The following is an 18,485-nucleotide window of genomic DNA, read 5'->3' as shown; positions in this document are numbered from 1 at the left end:
TGGCCATGCATCGACGTTGCCCACTTCGTCTGACCGTACATAAGAACAATATCGAGGAACCTGTCATGGCTAACGTCACGACTCCAGCAAACGCTGCTCCCTGGCACAACCCCTTGAGCTGTCCGAACTCCAGCAACGCGCGCTGCGCAAAGCTGCATGGCGACTGATCCCGCTCTTGGCTCTGGCTTACTTCTTTAACTATCTGGACCGTACGAGCGTTGGCTATGCCGCGTTGCAAATGACGGATCAGCTTGGCCTGACAGCCTCCCAGTTCGGGCTGGGTGCAGGCATCATGTTCGTTGGATATTGCTTATGCGAAGTCCCTAGCAATCTTGCCATGTATCGCTATGGCGCCAGGCTCTGGATGGCCCGGATTATGATCACCTGGGGGCTGGCAGCAGCTGCCACCGCTCTTGTGGTCGGGCCCTACAGCTTCTACATCATTCGCTTCATTCTCGGCGTGGCTGAGGCAGGATTCTTCCCCGGCGTCATCTTCTTTCTGACTCTTTGGTTTCCACTCCAGTACCGTACCCGCGTATTGGCCTGGTTTACCGTCGCGACGCCGATTTCGTTTCTTGTGGGCGGTCCGCTGTCTATCTGGCTGCTGCAGATGCACGGTGCGCTTGGGGATTGGCCGGCTGGCAGTGGATGTTCATCATTGAAGGGCTTCCAGCATGCGTTTTGGGGCTGATTACCCTGAAAGTACTCGCCAATCGGCCCAGCGAAGCCAAATGGCTCAGCACTGAGGAGCGCGATGCACTGGACTCGCTTCTGGCAGCGGAGACGGGCAAAACTCAAAAGAGTCATGCATTCAAGGGAGCGCTCAAAGACCCTCGTGTATGGATTCTCAGTTCGATCACTTTCAGCTTCACGATTGGTACATACGGAATAGGTATCTGGCTGCCACAAATGCTCAAGGCGCAAGGCGTAGAGCTGAGCATGATTGGCTGGATTGCATCCATCCCCTATTTCTTCTCGACCATAGGATTGCTGTTTTGGGCCAGGCATGTGGACCGGACCGGCAAAGGGATTCTGAACCTTGTGATTGCGTTGGTTCTGGCCGGGCTGGCCCTGATGCTCGCGCTTCAGATGAGCGCGTTGATTCCTGCGCTGATAGGTATCACGCTGGCGTTGGTCGGTACCATTTCGGCCAAGACCATTTTTTACACACTGCCCGCCAAATTTCTCAGTGGTCAGGCGGCAGCGGGTGGCATTGCCCTTATCAACTCAATTGGAGCGTTCGGCGGTTTCGTTGGACCGTCGCTGATGGGTTATCTGAAAGAAACCACGCAGTCCTTCACCGCAGGGCTGATGGTGATGGGCTGCATTCTGTTTTTCGCTGCCGTGATGGCACTGGTGCTCAAGCTGTTTATGCGAGAAGCCTGATCAGAACAGTGTTCTGTTGCACCCGAAGGCTGGATTCTCTATGTTGGGATTTAAGCAGCTCGGGTTGGCCTGCCCAGTGGCAGGCCTTTTTCAAGCACCAAAAGTGACGCTATGCCTACCTACAACACCCCAGCAAGTGACGACAATAATGAAGCAGCAGGCGGTGTCGCCGCCGTAGACCGGGCCTTTGCGATTCTCGCAGCGTTCGATTCCGATCGCCCCAGCCTGCCTTTGGCTGAAATATCACGGCGCACAGGCCTGTACAAAAGTACGATCTTGCGCCTGATGACCTCTTTGGAGCGCGCAGGCTTCATACGCAGACTGGCGGACGGTCAATTTGCTGTCGGGCACGAACCTCTTCGGCTCGCCCAGCTTTATCAGGGCGCCTTCAACCTGCGTGATGCGCTACTGCCCATACTCGAAGCGCTGTCCCAGGAATGCGCGGAAACCTCATCATTTTATGTTGCGCAAGGAGCAAGCAGAGTCGTCTTGCTCCGTGTCGAACCTAAACGATCGGTACGTGTTTCCATTCATGAAGGAGATCGATTCCCCATCAATGCGGGTGCTTCAGGCAAAGTCCTTCGCGCATTTGGCGCAGCAAAAGACCCATCCCTTGAATCCATCCGCGAACAGTGCTGGGCAGTCTCATTCGGAGAGCGGGATCCAGACACGGCTGCGATTTCCGTTCCGGTGTTTGGCACTGAAAACGAACTGGTCGGCGCGTTGACTCTGTCGGGGCCCGCAGATCGATTCAACGCCGAGCAAATCAAGCGCGTCCGCTCCACTGTCTTGAGAAAAGCATCGCAAGCGACCGCTGCATTGGGAGGACTGACCGGGGTTTATGTCACCGCTATCAATGGCGATGACTGATTACAAACGCCCGCTGGCATTAGCGCACGATGCGGTGCGCAGTTTTGTTGAGTGGCCTTGATCCGTTGGTCATGGCGCACTCAACAAGGGGGCGATCTCGACCTCGCAACACCAGGCCAGAGCTCTGCCCCCTCAAACTGAAACCTTCGCGGTGTCACACGTTCCTTTGCACTGCGATGCTCAAATCAATTCGGCTAACGATGCCGGATTGAAACCCTTCAGATCGGCGTAATCGCGTTTCTCCACTTTGGCGACCCAATCCTTGTCACTCAGCAGAGCACGCCCTACTGCAATCAGATCAAACTCTTCGCGTTCCATGCGCTCGATAAGCCGATCCAGGCTCGCCGGGGTTGATCCCTTGCCGGCGAAGGCGTTGGTAACATCATTCTCCAGCCCGACCGAACCCACACTGATGGTCGCGGCGCCGGTGACTTTCTTCGCCCAGCCTGCGCAGTTCAGGCCGTTCTCACCGTCAATCTCAGGGAACTCGGGTTCCCAGAAGCGGCGTTGTGAGCAGTGCAGGACGTCGACACCTGCCTCGACCAATGGCAGCAGCCAGTCCTCCAGAGCATTCAAACATCCGGAACCCGAGGAGTTCATTCTTGAGCGTGTTCTTTATGCCTTGAGCGATCCTGTGCGCATGAACATTATTCGTCACCTTGCTGATGTGAATGAAGCGACCTGTGGCGAGCTAGATGGCGGCCGACCTAAATCAAGCGCCTCTCACCACTTCAGAGTTCTGCGTGATGCGGGGTTGATGCGCACGCGCAGCGTTGGTGCAACCCATATGAACGCTCTTCGGCAGGAGGATGTTGAAATGCGCTTTCCAGGACTGATCAGCTCCATACTCAGTCATTTCAATATACATCCGGCTGGACCGGGAAAGGTTGGTTGATATGGACACCTGAATGATCGATTCCACTGTGGTACGCACACCTTGCACAGATCAGGCAGGCATCCACTGATGCAGTTTTTCGGCGGGCACCGCTGTTTCCTGGCGTAATCGCCAGCGATCTTCGTCTCTCATTTCCTTGGCGTTTCGCTCGACCTCGTACAGTCCGCCAATCGAGTGAAGCGCCTGTTCCCACCAGCTCCGTTGTTTCCATCAAAAAAACGGCTGCTCAAGAACTGCATGCGCCAGATCTGGAAAGCGTGCTGCGCACCACTGGTCGGCAAATCCTGAGAGTAGCAAGCGTCATGGCACTGACGCTTGCCGGAAACCGTTGCCAAGTGGCTGTTGCACAACAGGATGTTCAATAACTCTCAGAGAGTTGTGCCAGAGCGCTGCACAGGCCGATAAGCGGCGCTATGCCCATTTTTTTGGATCCCATAATCTCGGGATACGCATGACGCGCCGTCTCATCCGCAGGAAGCACTGATGAACATTCAAGCACTCTGGCTGGCCTTATTGATCCCTGCCTGTATGACACAAGCGGCTCTGGCTCAGGCAGCCGAAACGCTCATCAACATTCCTCACGACCCCAATGCTCGGCATACCCTGCTGGAAAAATCCGGCCATATTCAGCAACGCGTGGTAGTGACCCGACGGGATGGTTTGTTAGGGGCGTTGTATTCAAGGCATGTCTACAACTGCAGCCAACACACCGTCGCCTTGCTTGGCACCGGCGAAAGTCTGGAGAGTCTCAACTCAGCACGCCCGCTCAGTGGCATGCTGCCGGTGGTCGAGCGCTCTACGGCGTATTACCTCCAGAACGAGGCGTGCAGCGAAAGCAGCCAGACCTGACTCAGGTGTACTTGTCGTCACACCGAATCGTTCGGCAACATCGCCGGCCGCTGTTTGCAGAAGGATGGCGTTATCCAGCCGGGTTTTATCTTCACCCCGGACACAGTCTTTGATCAGGAAAAGCCAGCCTTGTCATTCCTCGCCTGTATGGGGAATCAGCTTGCTGGCCTCCAGGTCCTGCATCAGTTCGGTGAGCATCTGCCGCCGGTTTTCGGTATTTGGCGGCGCAACGTACCAAGTGGCCACGCTCATGCCCTCGCGCGTGTAGTTGAACGTGCGCAGCAACTGGCCGTCTTTGTAGACCTGGCCGCTGAGGTTATGCACGTAGCTGTAGGGTACCGGCAAGGTCAGCAGAGTCAGGGCATTGAGTGCAACCAGCAGCCCGCCGCCCTCACCCGGCGGCTGGGTGATGACCAAGCCATAACCCTTGCGTGAGAAACCATGGTCGGTAAATGAAAACGCACCGGACGACTTCACGGCCTCGGTCAACTCATTGCTTTCCTGGATGTCATGGCGCGTATAGCCTTGCGGCACCACCAGCAGGCTCAACGGCACATAAGGCTTTTGCGCGTGATAGCCCAGCGGCTTCATCGACGGATTGCAGCCGCTGAGCACCAGCAGTCCGCCGGCGACTGCCGCGATCTTGAACAGGTGCTTGGTCATTGCATCTCCAGCGGCTTGTCGGCCAGGCTCGCGGTCTGCATGTCACGGGCGAAGGCACGCGCCACACGGCGGATATTTTCCTGGCGCTCGGGTACTCCGAGATCCAACAGCCAGGAATACTTGCCCATGTAGTTTTCATAGTGGTAACGCTTGAGCACCTTGCCATCGCGCATCACGGTGAAATCGGCCCTGGTATCCATGTCGTTCTGCAATGGCAACAGGAACAGCGTGGCAGCACTGAGGAACAGCAGCGGCGTGGGGGCCATCTCGCGCTTGACGTTCAGGTTGACCATCACCTGGGTTTCCCCTGCCTTGGCCGTGCCACTTTCGACCTTACTGAAGACGCCGCTTTCGCGCAGGTAGTTGCGCAGTTCGGAGCCGTGCTCCTGCGAATCAATCATCACCGTGATCGGCGGCAGGTAGTCGCGGCCCGCTTCGATCTGAGGATCGGGCAAGGTCTGGGTACCGGCACAACCGGCCAGTAACAGGCTGGCGGCAAACATGATGGGCTTGCTCATCGTGTACTCCTTGGGGTGCCTGATACGGCGTCCGTTTCAGGCGACGACTTCGCTGGCAACACGAAGGGATAGGCAGGCGCAAGGTCGAAGTTCAAGGGTTGCAGCACCGGCAGGTCGGGACTGTAGCGTCGGGCAATTACTTCATCGCGTGGCTGTTGGCTGTCATGCACGAAGATACAGGCCGACACGTCGATGCAGCGTGAGCGGAATTCGCCGAGGTAGTAGGCTTTGCCCGGCTCCAGTCGCAGCGGGATCACAAACTGTTCACGCGCCTGGACGGAACGAAAGCTGCTATTGGCGCCGTTCCAGAAGAACTGGAAATCGTAAAGCTCGTAATCGCCCGGCTTGAGGGGCATGACAAACACACTGGCTTCGCCGGGCAGCGCCTTATCATCAGGGCTGCGCGAGTCCTGGATGTCTTGGGGGGTATGCGCCACTGCAGCATGGCCCCACCAGGCCGCGGCACCATCAGGTACACCGCGCTTGCGCAGCAGGATGCGCTGATTGGTATAGGCGGCGTCGCGCCCCAATGGGCCGATGCTGCCGACCAGGTAAGCCACCGGGCCACCCGCCGCCGGTTGCAGGGGTTCGCTGACGAAAACGGGCGATTGGGCCGCGCAGCCACTGAGCACGGCAAGGGGTAAAAGACGTGCGAATGCACGGATGAATCCAGACATAAAGGGTCCTTGGGGTCAGTCGCGTTCCATCAGTGACCAGCGCTCGGCAATGGCTGCCGGCTTTGCCTAGGCGCGATATAACGGGGGAGCCGCTGCTCCAGAACGCTGGGCCGGCGGCTGCGCCTTCGAACCTTTTTAAGCTTGATGGTTCCCACGCCATTCAAAACCATTACCCGATGGCATGATTTCCGGGATGGGAATTACTGCTTCCTCTTGCCCCTCTCAAGACTCACCACCCAGCTGCAACAAACTCGCCGCCAGCTCATCCTTGCGAAACGGCTTGGCAAGCCGCGGCAGGTCCGGGTCGAGCCCTTCGCGTTCGGCATAGCCGGAGACGATGAGGATCTTGACCCCGGGACGCGAGGTGCTGACCAGCCTGGCCAGATCGGTGCCACTGATGCCCGGCATCAGATGGTCGGTGACAAGCAGGTCGAATGGCTGTCCAGTATCCAGCAATTGCAAAGCCTCCTCGCCTGACGCGGCCTCCATCACGCGGTAGCCCAGCTCGGCCAGCATGTACGCCGTGCTGGCGCGCACAAGCTCTTCATCATCGACCAGCAACGCAAATCCATGTGCCGATTGTGGCTGCGCAGCCTCGACAATGCGCAAGGCCGCTGCCGGCACGGTCATGCTGCGTGGCAGCCAAAGCTCCACGTTGGTCCCCAGACCGGGTGAGCTTTGAATCGTCAGCGCGCCGTTCAACTGGGATGCCAGTCCATGAACCATCGAGAGCCCCAGACCCGTGCCTTTTCCGACGCCCTTGGTCGAAAAGAACGGTTCCACTGCCCTGGCGAGCGTGGCCGCGTCCATGCCCGTGCCGGTGTCCGCGACTGACAGGCAAATGTATTCACCTGTCGCAAGCTTTGAACGGTGACCCGCACGGACAAATTCCGTGCTGGCCGATATCCGCATCGTCCCGCGCTCAAGCATGGCGTCGCGGGCGTTCACAGAGAGATTCAGCAGTGCCATCTCAAGCTGGTTCGGATCGGCCATCGCTGCCGGCAAATCCTGCGGGGCATCGACCACGACCTTGATTTGCGGGCCGGTGGTGCTGGCCACCAGGTCGCCCATGTCACTCACCAGCCTGGCCACGTCGACCGGAACCGCCTGAAGCGGTTGACGGCGGGCGAAGGCGAGCAACCTCTGCACCAGCGTCTTGGCCCGATCGGCCGATTGCACGGCGCCGGCAATCAGACGCTGCTCCCGTTCACCACCCACGCCTTTGCGCTGGAGCATGTCGAGGGTGCCGACGATCGGGGTGAGCAGGTTGTTGAAATCGTGGGCTACGCCGCCGGTAAGCTGCCCCATGGCCTCCATCTTCTGACTCTGGCGCAGCGCCTGCTGGACGTCCTCACGTTCGGCGATGGCCTGGGCAATCCTCGCTTCGAGCGTGGCATTGAGTTCACGCAGTTCTTCTTCGGCGGCCTTGCGGGCGGTGACATCGACTGCCGTGCCGGTGAAGCGCAGGCAGCGTCCGGTCGCATCGAACACAGCCCGGCCCCTGGCGGCCACCCAGCGAACGATGCCGTCTTCCCTGCCGATCGTGCGGTAGTCCACGTCATAGAGCGCGCGGCGTTCAGGGTCGACGGCCGCCGCGAAGGCCTCGACCGTCGCCTCTCGGTCCTCGGGATGCAGGCCGTCGTAGAAGTCTTGAATCGAGACCGGCACGTCAGCAGAAATACCGAACATCGCCTTGGTCCGTGGCGGCCAGATCAGGGTGTTGTGAACTGTATCCACGTCCCAGAAGCCGATATCGGCGTTGTCGACGGCAAGGCGCAATCGCTCCTCGCTCTCGCGCAGGCGCGCCTCGGCGCCCACCCGTTCGACGTGCGCCCAGCAGCGCTCGACGACTTCCTTGACCAAGGAGATCTCGGACGGTGACCAGTCCCGAGGCTGATTCTGATGAACCGCCATCATTGCCGTCAGCCGACCGTCCTTTACCAGCGGGCAGCAAATGATCGCGTCGATGCCGATGGCCAGAAAAGTCTCACGCCCGATGTCGTCGGCAAGCTCGGCGACGACGTCGCGCAGGATCAACGTGCGACCGCCACGCATATCAGCCGCCGCCCGTGGACCGAAAAAGTCGAGCCTGTAGGTTCCGGCCGAGCTCTGGATGCCGGGCGCATTGTAGTCACTGCGAATCCAGAACCGGTCGTGATCGATGTCGACATCCGCATAGGCGCAGCGCGACACGTTGAGCGTGCGCCCAAGCAACTCGGTCGCTGCGAGCATCGCGTCTTCGGCATGGCGAATGTCAAAGAGCCGGCTGTCGAGCTCATCAAAGAAACGCAGCCGCGCCGCACTCTCCTGCAGCGCCGCCTCCGCCTGGTGCTCGGCCGTACGGTCGCGGAAGATCTTCACAAAGCCGCCGTGGTTCATGGCAAGCGGCATCATCAGTCCCGACCCCCAGAAGCGCGTGCCATTCTTGCGAACGTGCCAGCGTTCGTTGACGGCGCGGCCCTGTTCCTGGGCGGTTTCAAGCTCGCTGTGAAACACACGCTCGACCTGGTCGATGTCGGTGTAGAACAGATCACCCTGGCGCCCCACGACCTCTTCGGCACGATAGCCGACGACGCGCTGGGCACCGATGTTCCAGCTGGTTACCACGCCCTGCGCATCGAAGGTGATGATCGCGAAGTCTTCTGCGCCCTCGACGATCTGGCGGTAGCGCGCCTCGCTGATGCGGATCGCAGCCTTCGCTCGAGCGCGGTGAACGACAAGCCCGACCGTGCGCACAACGAAATCGACGATCTCGATATCCACCGATAACGGATCGCGTGGCTCAGGGTGGTACATGACAAAGCTGCCGAGTACGACGCCCTGAGCCGAACGGATCGGGGTTGCCCAGCAAGCGTGCAGGCCCTGCCCGATGGCCAGCTCGCGGAACCCGGCCCAGCGTGGATCGCTGCGAAATGCTGCGGTGTTGCAAGCGGCTGCGCCCGCGCCGATGACGAGGCGTTCGACAGCATCGATGTAGGCGCCGGGAAGGCTCGGCCCGGCGCAATGCCGAAGGTGCAGGCCCTCCTCGTCCAGCAGCAGGATGCTGCCCAGAAAGCGGGACGTGGACAGCGCCTCGACCTCGCGGACGATTGCATCCAGCGCAACGTTGAGGGGCGTCTCTTCGACGGCCAGCCCCAGGATGCGGTTCTGCGCAGCCCCCAATGCTGCCGCGCGATTGCGTGCCTGGGTAAGGCGCGCGTTCTCAATGGCAATCGTCGCCAGACGCGCCAGGCTTTCCAGCAACGTGATCGTATCGTGGCCGTGGGTACGAACCTCTGACCAGTAAGCGCCCAGTGCTGCGACCGGAACAGGTCGACCGATGGGCACCATGACGAGACTGCGCACGAAGGTCGGCGCATAAGCGTCCTGCGGGATGCGTGGATCGAGCCGGACGTCGCGGATCGCGACCGTCTCACTACGATGCATCACCCACCCGGAAATACAGTGGTCGGCCTGGAAGGTCTGGCCTTGCCAAAGCGCAGAAACAGCATCTTCCGCGACATAAAAACAGCGTCCGTCGTGCTCGATAACGACCGCGACGCCCTCAGCTCCCACAGCGGCACGCGCCGTGTCGCGGAGTACGGCAACAACCTCGTCCACCGATTCTGCCATCACCAGTCGCTCACTGGCATTCAGCACATGGGACAAGCGCTCATCACCGACTGGATCTACCGGAACAGTAGGCAAACGAATCTCCCAATGATGGCCACAGAATCTCTTTTCTACGGACGGGTTCAAAATAGATGTGGCTAAAGGGCCATTATACAGAGCCGTCCACTTCGGCAGGGTCCAATTTCAGCTTCTCCAATCATGAAAAAAAGACGCAGCCCTTTTTCGCCCGGACGCTTTGTCATGCGGGCCTTCAGCCAATCAATAGAAATTCGGGGGTTGACCACTTGGGTGTTAAGACATTGATTCAGAGGCGCGAGATCCGCAAAGCGATCATCGCGCCCCTTACAGACTATTTTTCCAGGTCGGCCTTCAAGCGCGAGCCTGCATAAGCCTGGGCGTCCTGCGCCTTTTGCACCACCGCTGCGGTGCCAAAGAACTCGTGGGTAACGCCTGGATACACCTTGCGTTCCACACTTACGCCTGCAGTTTTAAGTGCTTGCTCCAGCTGGGCACCGTCGTCGCGCAGCGGGTCGATTTCAGCGTTGATGACCGTGACGGGCGGCAACCCTTGCAGGTTGGCGTGTACCAGGTCGATTCGAGGGTCTTTAGTGTCCGCCTGGCTGGTGGTGATCTGGGAGGTGAACCACAGCATCATCGGACGATTAAGCGGGATTGCATCTGCGTATTTGAGATAGGACTCGGTGTCTGTACTCGATTGCGCAACCGGGTACACGGAAAGGACGTGCCTGGGTTGTGTCAGACCTGCCTTGTGGGCCGCGATTGCAGTTGCGACGGCCAGGTTGCCGCCAGCGCTTTCACCTGCCAATGCAAGACGCTTCGGATCACCATTGAGCGAAGTCGCATTGCTGGTCAGCCAGCGGTAAGCGGCCAGAGCGTCGTCATGGGCCGCCGGAAACTTGTTTTCCGGTGCGAGTCGATAATCGACGGATACAACCACCGCACCGGCCTGCCTGGCCAGACCACGCGCACCGCCGTCGTACACCTTGCGGTCGGCGAATACCCAACCGCCTCCGTGGAAGAACAACACGACCGGGAACGGCCCCGTGCCTTCAGGTGTGTAGACCGTCGCGGGCATCGAGCCTGCGGCACCGGGAACCTGAATATCACGAGTGGTCACGCCAGGCACCAGTGCCGTAGGGGTACTGTCACGCTTTTGATCGGTGAGTACACCCTTGACCGCATCGGCCATTGTCGGTTGTTGACGAGCCTCGGCCGGAGTGATTTTTTCAACGGCCTTGCCATCGAAACTGGCAAATTTGTTCAGCACTTTCTGCATATCTGCATCAGTGCGCAACATGCTTTTTGTGCCGCTGACGGCGAGCTGGGTAACAGAAGGTTTTTCCGGGTCTCGAGCACAGCCGCCGATAAGCGCAACAGCGCCGATCACCGACAGTGCAATGGCCAACTTACGATGGTTTCCGATCATGTTTTTCTCCTTCACACTGATTCGTCTTAGGCTGTGGGCTTGAGTACGACTTTGGTCCAGCCATCGTCACGCGCGTCGAAGTGCTTATAGGCGTCTGGACCTTCAGCGAGCTTGAGTCGATGAGAAATAATCTGCGAGGGTTTCGCCCGTCCGTGATGGATCAACTCGGCCAGGCGTCGGTTGTAGACCTTAACGTTGGCCTGCCCGGTGCGAATCTGTTGTCCCTTGAACCAGAACGCGCCGAAATCGAAGGCCATCTTGCCTTCCCTGGCCAGTTCATTCTTCGCGCCCGGATCTTGCGGCACGAATACGCCAACGACACCGATGCCCCCGGTAGCCTTGGTCGAAGCGACGAGATTATTCATTGTCAGGTGATTGGCTTCATGGCCATGGCGATCGCAACATTGATAGCCAACACACTCACAACCGCGGTCAGTGCCTTTGCCATGGGTCAGATTCAATATCTGATCCACCGCTTCTTTCTCGAGCGAGTTGATGGGCGTGGCGCCCATCCGGGCAGCCAGCTTTAAGCGGTCAGGATGATTGTCTACGACGAAAACCTGGGAAGCGCCTTTGATCATGGCTGAATGAGCCGCCATCAAACCCACCGGGCCAGCGCCGTAGATGGCAATGCTTTCGCCTGGAAGCAGGCCAGCCAGCTCGGTTGCATGCCAGCCTGTCGGGAAGATGTCGGACAGCATGACGTAATCGTCTTCACGCTCTTGCGCATCTTCGGGCAAGACCAGGCAGTTGAAGTCGGCATAAGGCACGCGAAGCAGCTCGGCCTGGCCACCCTGGTAAGGCCCCATATCGGCGAAACCATAGGCCGCACCAGCACTGCCCGGGTTAGCCGTCAGACAAAAACCGGTCAGGCCCTTCTCACAGTTTTCGCAAAAGCCGCAGCCAATGTTGAAGGGCAAGCAAACCCGGTCGCCTACCTTGACCCGGTCAACGCCGGCACCCGCTTCAATGACCACTCCCATGTTCTCGTGACCAAACACTCTTCCTGTTTCAAAAGAGGTTCGGCCTTCGTACATGTGCAGGTCGGACCCACAGATATTCGTGGTCGTAACCTGCACTAGAACGTCGGTAGGTTTTTCGATTCTGGCGTCCGGCACGTTTTGCACACTGACGTCACGAGGACCGTTATAAACGATGGCTTTCATTGCTTTCTCCCAGAGGCAAAACGAAAGGGAATTTTCGTCAGCACATGTTCAATCTGTCCGGGAGAGCGAATCGTATGTTCAAGAAATTCACGCCAGGTCTGACGAGCGGTTAGTTACACATCCACTTGAAAATAATCTGAATTATTTGAGAAAAATAGAGACGCAAGACCGCTAAATTGACTTCGTTCGAGTAAAGGCGCCCCAGTCTGCTTGCGTAAAGGGTTGTGATGGAGCGCCTGATTTTCTAGCCTTCGGACACATCAATCCAGATGGTCTTGATCTCGGTGTACTGGTCGTGGGCCCAGATGGACTTGTCACGCCCGCCGAATCCGGAGTGCTTGTAGCCGCCGAACGGTGTCGATGCATCGCCCTCGCCAAAGCAGTTGACGGTGACGATACCGGCCCGGATCTCGCGCGAGAGCTTGATCGCGTTGCGCAGATTATCGGTGTAGACCGACGCGGCCAGGCCGTAGATCGTGTCGTTGGCCAGGACGATGGCCTCCTCCAGCGTGTTGAACGTGGTGACGGTCAGCACCGGGCCAAAGATTTCTTCCTTGAACAGCTGGCTGTCAGCACCGACACCGTCGATCACTGTCGGCTGCACGTAGATACCCTCTTCAGTTTTGCCACCGTAGACAACGCGCAGCTTTTCGTTGCCAGCCTGCACCAGGTACGAACTGACCTTGTCAAAATGCGCTTTGCTGACCATCGAGCCTAGGCGGTTGTCCGGGTCGAGCGGACTGCCCATCTTCCAGTCCTGCAGTTGCACGCCAATACGCTTGAGCAGTTCATCCTTGATGTCGGCATGGACGATCAGGCGCGAAGACGCCGAGCAGTTCTCGCCCATGTTCCAGAAAGAACCATTGACGACATGGCCCGCGACCAGATCAAGGTCTGCCACATCGTTCATGACCACGGCCGGGTTTTTACCGCCCAGCTCAAGCACGATGCGCTTGAGGTTCGACTCTGCCGCGTACTGCAGGAACAGGCGCCCGGTATCGGTCGAACCGGTGAAGCTGACCATGGTGACGTCCATGTGACGCCCCAATGGCTCGCCCACTTCGCGACCACCACCGGACACCACGTTGAACACACCGTCCGGCACACCGGCCCGGGACGCCAGCTCGGCCACGCGCAGCGCGGTCAAGGTCGTTTCCTTGGCCGGCTTGACCACAATCGAACAACCGGCCGCAAGTGACGGCGCGATTTTCCAGGCCAGCATCAGCAGCGGGAAATTCCACGGCAGCACCAGGCCGACCACACCAATGGCCTCACGCACCACCAGGGTCAGGGCGTCGTGGCCAACCGGCGCAGTGTTGTCGTAGATCTTGTCGATCAACTCGGCGTGCCAGCGGATCATGTGGATGGTTTCCGGCACGTCGGTCAGTTGGCACTCACGCACCGGCTTGCCGCTGTCCAGGCTTTCGAGCACAGACAACTCGTGAGAGTGCTGCTCCAGCAGATCGGCAAAGCGCAGCAGGACTTTCTTGCGTGCGCCGGGGCTGAGCTTATGCCAGCGGCCATCGTCGAATGCCTGCCTGGCCGAGGCCACGGCAACATCCACATCGTCGCTATTGCACGCGGTGATTTCAGCCAGCACTTCACCGGTTGCCGGGTTGAGGGTGGCAAAGGTATTGCCCGACACTGAGGTGTAGGGCGCGCCATTGACGAAAGAGGTGGTGGGGAACTTGAGGTCCCTGGCGATGGCGGCGTATTCGGCAGCGCTGAGCAAGTGAGTCATCATGCACCTCCGACGATGTGCGCGACATCGCGCTTGAGGGTCGTAATCACCTGTTCAAGTGCCTGCTTTTCATCCTCGAACAGCGGTTGCAGCGGCGCGCGAACACTGCCGGTGCGCAGGCCGTTGAAGGCGCAACCGGCCTTGATCGACTGCACGAATTTACCGCCTTCCAGAAAATCCATCAGTGGCATGAACGCGCTCATGATCTTGCGGCCCTTGTCGAAGTCTTTCTCGATCACGCAGGCTTCGTACAATGCAACGTGCTCACGCGGCACGAAGTTGGAGCCGGCGCATACCCAGCTGCGCGCGCCCCACGCGAAGAATTCCAAGGCTTGGTCATCCCAGCCACAGGACAGTGCGATGTTCGGGAACTGCGTGGCCAGGCGGTGTACCTGAGCCATGTCGCCCGAACTTTCCTTGATGGCCACGATGTTTTTCGAGGCGGACACAGCCTTGAAGTAGGCATCCCCCATGCTCACGCTCATACGGCCAGGGTAGTTGTAGAGCATGATCGGCAGGTCGGCGGCCTGGTCAACGGCCAGCGCGTGAAGGGCGTTTTCGTGTTCGGTCGGCAGTGCATACGGCGGCGAACCAACGAGGATGGCGTCGGCCTTGATGGCGCGTGCCGCCCTGGCGTATTCCACGGAATCTTCGGTGCGGATGGCGCCGGTGCCGACGATCAGCGCGACACGGTTGCCGATGACTTCCCTGGCGTAAGCTGCCAGATCGATGCGCTCCTGAGAGGTGTGTGCGTAGTACTCACCGGTGGAGCCACCAACGATGATGCCGTGCACTCTGGATTCGATCAGGTACTCGAGAACGTCGGCGAATGCGCGGTTATCGATTTGCCCGGTAGCGGTCAACGGGGTAATTGCCGGGGTGTAGATGCCTTCAAACTTCATGCGTGTTTCTCCAACAGTGAAAGTGATGTTTTTCCGCTCAGTTGCTCAATGCCGCTGCGTCCCGCAAGTTCAGTGACCGTGTTTCAGGCGCCATGGCCCAGGCAGCCGCCAGACCGATAAAGGTCACGCCGGCGGCGACGTACATGGTGTTGCCGATACCGATCGAGGTCAGCGACAGCGGCACCAGATAGGTGCCCACGGCAGCGCCTATCCGTGACAGCGAAGTGCCGATGCCGACGGCAAAGGCGCGGATTTCGGTGGGGAACAATTCGTTGGGGTACACCAGTTGCAGCACCTGGGCGCCGCCGATGAACACTGCGTAGGCGCCAAACAGAAACAGCACGAGCAGCTCATGGCTGGCGGAAAACGTCGCCAGCAGCAACAGTGCAAGGCCCGACCACAAGAAGCTGTGGATCAGCATGCTGCGCCGGCCGAGGGTGTTGATCAGCCGGGTGGCGAGGATGCAGCCGACCACAAACAACAAGGTGATGAACATCGAGCCGTAGGAGGCCCACTCGCCTTTCAGGTTCAGCGCCTGCAGGACTTTTGGGGCAAACGCATACACCGCGAACACGGGAATGATCGAGCAGGACCAGAACACCGAGACAAACAACAGGCGCTTGCCATACCCCGAACGCAACAGGTCACGGAAGGTCATCTTGCGTTCATCAGGCTGTTCCGGCAGATCGCGCAGCGAATAGTGCGGCCCGTAGACACGTTTGATGACCTGTTCGGCTTCGCTATCGCGGCCTTTGCTCAGCAGCCAGCGCGCAGACTCCGGAGTGCCCAGGCGCAGTACAAACAGCATCAGCCCGATCAGCGCTGCACTGGCCAGCGCATAGCGCCAGGCGTCGTCGACGCCGGTGTCGAGAATCGCGTTGCCCACCACATAGGCAAAGGCTGCACCGGCAAACCAGAGGATGGTCAGCGCGGCAAGCCTTGGACCGCGTTGCTTCTTCGGCAGAAACTCCACCAGCAATGAAGTGGCCACCGGGTATTCGATACCCACGGCCAGACCGATGATGAATCGCAGTACAAATAATACAAATGCCGACTCGACCCAGAACTGCGCCAGCGAACACAGAATAAATAACGACGGACCGATGAAATAAACTTTCTTGCGGCCCAACCTGTCGGTCAGCCAGCCGCCGATAAAACCGCCAAAGAACACGCCAATCAATGCAGAGGCGGCAATCAGGCCTTGCCAGAACTCGGTCAACTCCAGCGCGCCCGTGATCTGCATCATCGCAATGCCGATAATGCTTAATACATAACCATCCACAAATGAACCGCCCCCCGAACGGGCGGTGAGTAAACGGTGAAAGTTATTAAGCGGTACATCCTCAACGGAGGCATTCGGATTTGTCATTATTATCTCCTGCTTCATTTCGTTCATTCGCCGGATACAACGCACACGTGAAGTCCAGGCGAATGAAAGCCGTCTCAATCAGAAACAGTGGTCACTGAAGTGCCTGCTGTATTCCAATCAATCAATTACGTTCGGTCGTGCCTTTCTGGCGTGTTGCAACTATCAGCTTTCCTTGCCTGCGCGGCTTTGCCCCCATAGCAGGTTCATGTTGACCCCTGCTGATAACAGTGGCTGCGGTGGGTTTCTGCTAGGGCCCGGCGATGTCAACAGAAAATCCACCAGGTGGTTGCTTTTACCGGCCAGCCATTCGGCCAGCAGGGTGCCGGTGACGGTGCCGCGGGTGACGCCCAGACCGTTACAGCACAGAGCGCCGTAGACGTTTTTCGCCAGTTCGCCAAAGTGCGCCATGTGGTTGCGCGACAGGCTGAGCGAGCCGCCCCAGGTGTACTCGAAGTTGACCTGGCGATGCTCTGGAAAGCGCCGGTCGAAAGAGGCTTTGTGCCGTTTGACGAAGCGCTCCAGGTACTTGGGGTTGCTGCGCCCATCGGCGTTGAAGCTGAAGCTGTTGCGCACCAGCAGGCGGTTGTCGACGGTACGCCGCAAGGTGGTGCCAAACGGGTCGGCGGGGATCACGCCCCAGAACGGATTGCCGCCCAGGCGCGCTTGCTCTTGTTCGGTCAACGGCCGGGTCAGGCTGGCATAGGTGAAGATCGGCAGCATGCGGCTTTTGAGAAAGCCGAAGCTCATGGCGAAGGCGTTATTGGTGAGCACCAGCTTGTCGGCGACGATGCGGCCATGCGCGTGGATGAGCACGGTTTTTTCGCCGTATTCAACCTCGGTAATCGGGGTGTTTTCGTAGAGGGTCACGTTCGGCGGCAGTGAGTCTGCCAGGCCCTTGACCAGCGCCGCCGGCTGAACCAGCGCAGTGCCCGGGGTGAACAAGGCCTTGCGATAGAAACCGGTGCCGATATGGCTGGGCAAGTCTTTGGCTTCGATCATCCGATAGGACTGCCCGAGCTTGTCGAGGCCGCGACGATAGGCGTCCAGCACGGCAATGCCACGATCCTCGATAGCCGCCTGGTACTTGCCGCAATCGCGCCACTGGCAGTTGATGCCGTGCTGCTCGACCAGCTCACGGAGCATGGACTGCCCGGCGAGGTTCAACTCCATGCTGATTCTGGCGGTGGCGATATCGCCGATATAGTCCTCGGCGCCGATGTCGTGGGGCAAGTCGATGGCAAAGCCTGCGTTACGCCCGGAGGCGCCGTAACCGACTTCCTGCGCCTCGATCAGCACGATCTCGTCATCCGGAAAATTCAGCGCCAGTTGCCGTGCCGCTGCAAGGCCGGTGAACCCTGCCCCTACGATGGCCCAGCGCACCGAGCGAGTGCCGCTATGGCGCGCGCGGGCTACACGTGCCGGGCTGAGGTGAAACCAGCCACAGGTTGAATCGTCTGCCGGGGTGTTTCTGATGAGTGCCATTTTCGCGACCTGGGTTCTTTATAGTTGTTAGCGCTAAAAGCTACCCGTCTGCATCGCATCACACTGGCCGGCATCGAATGGTCAGAACGTGATCGCTACATCCAGGCCTTCGGGGGCCGCGTACTCGGACATCCGCCGACGGGACAGTTCGAGGTGGGCCCGCACGATTTCGCCGGCCAAGACCGGATCGTGGTTTTCAATTGCGCTGATCATCTCGTCATGCTGCTGAGCGGCCACTTCCAGGTCTTCCTGCATATCGACCGTGGTCGGATGGCGGTAAAAGATCTTGCCCAGACGGGCGTGGTCGATCAGCAGGCGCTGCAGGCTCGGCATCAGGTAGACGTTGTGCGCCATCTTGCCGATTTGCAGGTGAAACTCGTCGTTGTACAGAACACGATTCTCGACATGCTTTTCCTCGATTGCGGTACGGAACAGGGCCTGTATCCGCTTCAACTCCACAATTTCAGCCGGTGTTGCGTGGGAACAGGCCAGTTGCGTGGTGGCGATGTAAATCAACGGCGCCGCCAGGAAAAAACTGCGCAGCGATTGGTAGCTCATCGCCGACACCCGTGCAGCACGGTTGGCTTCAAGGTCGATGTAACCCTCTGTCGCCATTTGCCGCATCAGCTCACGCACCGGCGGGCGCGACAAACCGAACTCATCACACAGCGCCAACTCGTCCACCACGGCACCCGGTGCCAGTTCCATGCTGAGGATGCGACGCCGCAGCGCGTCACCCAACACCGCCTTGCGGTCAAGGGTGGGCTCGACGGGAGCCGGCGTATTGAGTTCTTTGCTAGCCATGGTGAAACCTTCCTAGTAGTAAGTGCACCCGGTCTACTACCTGTATTGGCACTATAAAACAACAATATTCTAATTGTCTACAATTAATATACACAAACCAAATA

The 18,485-nt window shown here is 59.0% G+C and carries 16 protein-coding genes and 2 pseudogenes; 5 read left to right on the top strand and 13 right to left on the bottom strand.

Annotation, left to right across the window (positions count from 1 at the left end; translation table 11 throughout):
- Positions 1 to 175 precede the first annotated feature (175 nt).
- The 3 genes from ACYAS9_RS12375 to ACYAS9_RS12365 all read left to right on the top strand — a co-directional run bounded on the left by ACYAS9_RS12375 (position 176) and on the right by ACYAS9_RS12365 (position 2,256).
- On the top strand, positions 176 to 691 hold the full coding sequence (locus tag ACYAS9_RS12375; RefSeq protein WP_463568580.1) for an MFS transporter: 516 nt from the start codon (positions 176 to 178) through the stop codon (positions 689 to 691).
- Positions 649 to 1,386: an MFS transporter gene (locus ACYAS9_RS12370; RefSeq protein WP_463568579.1), complete on the top strand. Its 738-nt coding sequence runs from the start codon at positions 649 to 651 to the stop codon at positions 1,384 to 1,386. The genes ACYAS9_RS12375 and ACYAS9_RS12370 overlap by 43 nt, the downstream gene beginning before the upstream one ends.
- A gap of 111 nt (positions 1,387 to 1,497) precedes the next feature.
- Positions 1,498 to 2,256 carry an IclR family transcriptional regulator gene (locus tag ACYAS9_RS12365; RefSeq protein WP_463568578.1) on the top strand — a complete coding sequence of 253 codons (759 nt, stop codon included), beginning with the start codon at positions 1,498 to 1,500 and terminating at the stop codon, positions 2,254 to 2,256.
- Between the two features lie 180 nt (positions 2,257 to 2,436).
- Here ACYAS9_RS12365 and ACYAS9_RS12360 read toward each other — a convergent pair.
- Positions 2,437 to 2,823, bottom strand: a pseudogene (locus ACYAS9_RS12360) (12-oxophytodienoate reductase); the annotation flags it as partial.
- Positions 2,824 to 2,854: 31 nt separating this feature from the next.
- On the opposite strand from ACYAS9_RS12360, the gene ACYAS9_RS12355 reads away from it, so the two are divergent.
- Positions 2,855 to 3,151, top strand: a complete 297-nt coding sequence (locus tag ACYAS9_RS12355; RefSeq protein WP_463568925.1) for an ArsR/SmtB family transcription factor — start codon at positions 2,855 to 2,857, stop codon at positions 3,149 to 3,151.
- A 54-nt stretch (positions 3,152 to 3,205) separates the two neighbouring features.
- Here ACYAS9_RS12355 and ACYAS9_RS12350 read toward each other — a convergent pair.
- Positions 3,206 to 3,340 (bottom strand): annotated as a pseudogene (locus tag ACYAS9_RS12350) (hypothetical protein); the annotation flags it as partial.
- 294 nt (positions 3,341 to 3,634) lie between these two features.
- Between ACYAS9_RS12350 and ACYAS9_RS12345 the strand changes: the two are divergent.
- A complete protein-coding gene (locus ACYAS9_RS12345; RefSeq protein ID WP_463568577.1) occupies positions 3,635 to 4,000 on the top strand; it encodes a hypothetical protein in 366 nt (121 codons plus the stop codon).
- Between the two features lie 132 nt (positions 4,001 to 4,132).
- Here the strand turns inward: ACYAS9_RS12345 and ACYAS9_RS12340 are convergent, their stop codons facing one another.
- From ACYAS9_RS12340 to ACYAS9_RS12290, 11 genes are all read right to left on the bottom strand, one after another.
- Positions 4,133 to 4,663 carry a hypothetical protein gene (locus tag ACYAS9_RS12340; protein WP_463568576.1) on the bottom strand — a complete coding sequence of 177 codons (531 nt, stop codon included), beginning with the start codon at positions 4,661 to 4,663 and terminating at the stop codon, positions 4,133 to 4,135.
- The gene (locus ACYAS9_RS12335) at positions 4,660 to 5,181 is read right to left on the bottom strand and encodes a hypothetical protein (RefSeq protein ID WP_463568575.1); all 522 of its coding nucleotides are present in this window, start codon (positions 5,179 to 5,181) and stop codon (positions 4,660 to 4,662) included. Before ACYAS9_RS12335 ends, ACYAS9_RS12340 begins: the two co-directional genes overlap by 4 nt.
- The gene (locus ACYAS9_RS12330) at positions 5,178 to 5,858 is read right to left on the bottom strand and encodes a hypothetical protein (protein ID WP_463568574.1); all 681 of its coding nucleotides are present in this window, start codon (positions 5,856 to 5,858) and stop codon (positions 5,178 to 5,180) included. The genes ACYAS9_RS12335 and ACYAS9_RS12330 overlap by 4 nt, the downstream gene beginning before the upstream one ends.
- A gap of 222 nt (positions 5,859 to 6,080) precedes the next feature.
- On the bottom strand, positions 6,081 to 9,470 hold the full coding sequence (locus ACYAS9_RS12325; protein ID WP_463568924.1) for a PAS domain S-box protein: 3,390 nt from the start codon (positions 9,468 to 9,470) through the stop codon (positions 6,081 to 6,083).
- A gap of 349 nt (positions 9,471 to 9,819) precedes the next feature.
- Positions 9,820 to 10,932: an alpha/beta hydrolase gene (locus ACYAS9_RS12320; RefSeq protein WP_463568573.1), complete on the bottom strand. Its 1,113-nt coding sequence runs from the start codon at positions 10,930 to 10,932 to the stop codon at positions 9,820 to 9,822.
- A gap of 11 nt (positions 10,933 to 10,943) precedes the next feature.
- Positions 10,944 to 12,083: a glutathione-independent formaldehyde dehydrogenase gene (locus tag ACYAS9_RS12315; RefSeq protein ID WP_463568572.1), complete on the bottom strand. Its 1,140-nt coding sequence runs from the start codon at positions 12,081 to 12,083 to the stop codon at positions 10,944 to 10,946.
- 244 nt (positions 12,084 to 12,327) lie between these two features.
- Positions 12,328 to 13,824, bottom strand: coding sequence for an aldehyde dehydrogenase (locus tag ACYAS9_RS12310; protein ID WP_463568571.1), 1,497 nt, complete (start codon positions 13,822 to 13,824; stop codon positions 12,328 to 12,330).
- A complete protein-coding gene (locus ACYAS9_RS12305) occupies positions 13,824 to 14,726 on the bottom strand; it encodes a dihydrodipicolinate synthase family protein (protein WP_463568570.1) in 903 nt (300 codons plus the stop codon). Before ACYAS9_RS12305 ends, ACYAS9_RS12310 begins: the two co-directional genes overlap by 1 nt.
- A 37-nt stretch (positions 14,727 to 14,763) precedes the next feature.
- Positions 14,764 to 16,095, bottom strand: a complete 1,332-nt coding sequence (locus tag ACYAS9_RS12300; RefSeq protein ID WP_463568569.1) for an MFS transporter — start codon at positions 16,093 to 16,095, stop codon at positions 14,764 to 14,766.
- 162 nt (positions 16,096 to 16,257) lie between these two features.
- A complete protein-coding gene (locus ACYAS9_RS12295; protein ID WP_463568568.1) occupies positions 16,258 to 17,577 on the bottom strand; it encodes an NAD(P)/FAD-dependent oxidoreductase in 1,320 nt (439 codons plus the stop codon).
- Between the two features lie 81 nt (positions 17,578 to 17,658).
- A complete protein-coding gene (locus tag ACYAS9_RS12290; RefSeq protein ID WP_463568567.1) occupies positions 17,659 to 18,381 on the bottom strand; it encodes a GntR family transcriptional regulator in 723 nt (240 codons plus the stop codon).
- Positions 18,382 to 18,485 lie beyond the last annotated feature (104 nt).

This window comes from Pseudomonas sp. HP_08 (genome assembly GCF_055284095.1).
The sequence above is the reverse complement of the archived record's forward strand: the minus strand, read 5'-3'. Positions and strand labels throughout refer to the sequence as shown.

What these genes read in the sequence shown, in the direction of transcription:
- ACYAS9_RS12370 (WP_463568579.1), top strand. Translation starts at nt 649, where the DNA reads ATGTTCATCATTGAAGGGCTTCCAGCATGCGTTTTGGGGCTGATTACC.
- ACYAS9_RS12365 (WP_463568578.1), top strand. Translation starts at nt 1,498, where the DNA reads ATGCCTACCTACAACACCCCAGCAAGTGACGACAATAATGAAGCAGCA.
- ACYAS9_RS12345 (WP_463568577.1), top strand. Translation starts at nt 3,635, where the DNA reads ATGAACATTCAAGCACTCTGGCTGGCCTTATTGATCCCTGCCTGTATG.
- ACYAS9_RS12340 (WP_463568576.1), bottom strand. Translation starts at nt 4,663, where the DNA reads ATGACCAAGCACCTGTTCAAGATCGCGGCAGTCGCCGGCGGACTGCTG.
- ACYAS9_RS12335 (WP_463568575.1), bottom strand. Translation starts at nt 5,181, where the DNA reads ATGAGCAAGCCCATCATGTTTGCCGCCAGCCTGTTACTGGCCGGTTGT.
- ACYAS9_RS12330 (WP_463568574.1), bottom strand. Translation starts at nt 5,858, where the DNA reads ATGTCTGGATTCATCCGTGCATTCGCACGTCTTTTACCCCTTGCCGTG.
- ACYAS9_RS12325 (WP_463568924.1), bottom strand. Translation starts at nt 9,470, where the DNA reads ATGGCAGAATCGGTGGACGAGGTTGTTGCCGTACTCCGCGACACGGCG.
- ACYAS9_RS12315 (WP_463568572.1), bottom strand. Translation starts at nt 12,083, where the DNA reads ATGAAAGCCATCGTTTATAACGGTCCTCGTGACGTCAGTGTGCAAAAC.
- ACYAS9_RS12310 (WP_463568571.1), bottom strand. Translation starts at nt 13,824, where the DNA reads ATGACTCACTTGCTCAGCGCTGCCGAATACGCCGCCATCGCCAGGGAC.
- ACYAS9_RS12305 (WP_463568570.1), bottom strand. Translation starts at nt 14,726, where the DNA reads ATGAAGTTTGAAGGCATCTACACCCCGGCAATTACCCCGTTGACCGCT.
- ACYAS9_RS12300 (WP_463568569.1), bottom strand. Translation starts at nt 16,095, where the DNA reads ATGACAAATCCGAATGCCTCCGTTGAGGATGTACCGCTTAATAACTTT.
- ACYAS9_RS12295 (WP_463568568.1), bottom strand. Translation starts at nt 17,577, where the DNA reads ATGGCACTCATCAGAAACACCCCGGCAGACGATTCAACCTGTGGCTGG.
- ACYAS9_RS12290 (WP_463568567.1), bottom strand. Translation starts at nt 18,381, where the DNA reads ATGGCTAGCAAAGAACTCAATACGCCGGCTCCCGTCGAGCCCACCCTT.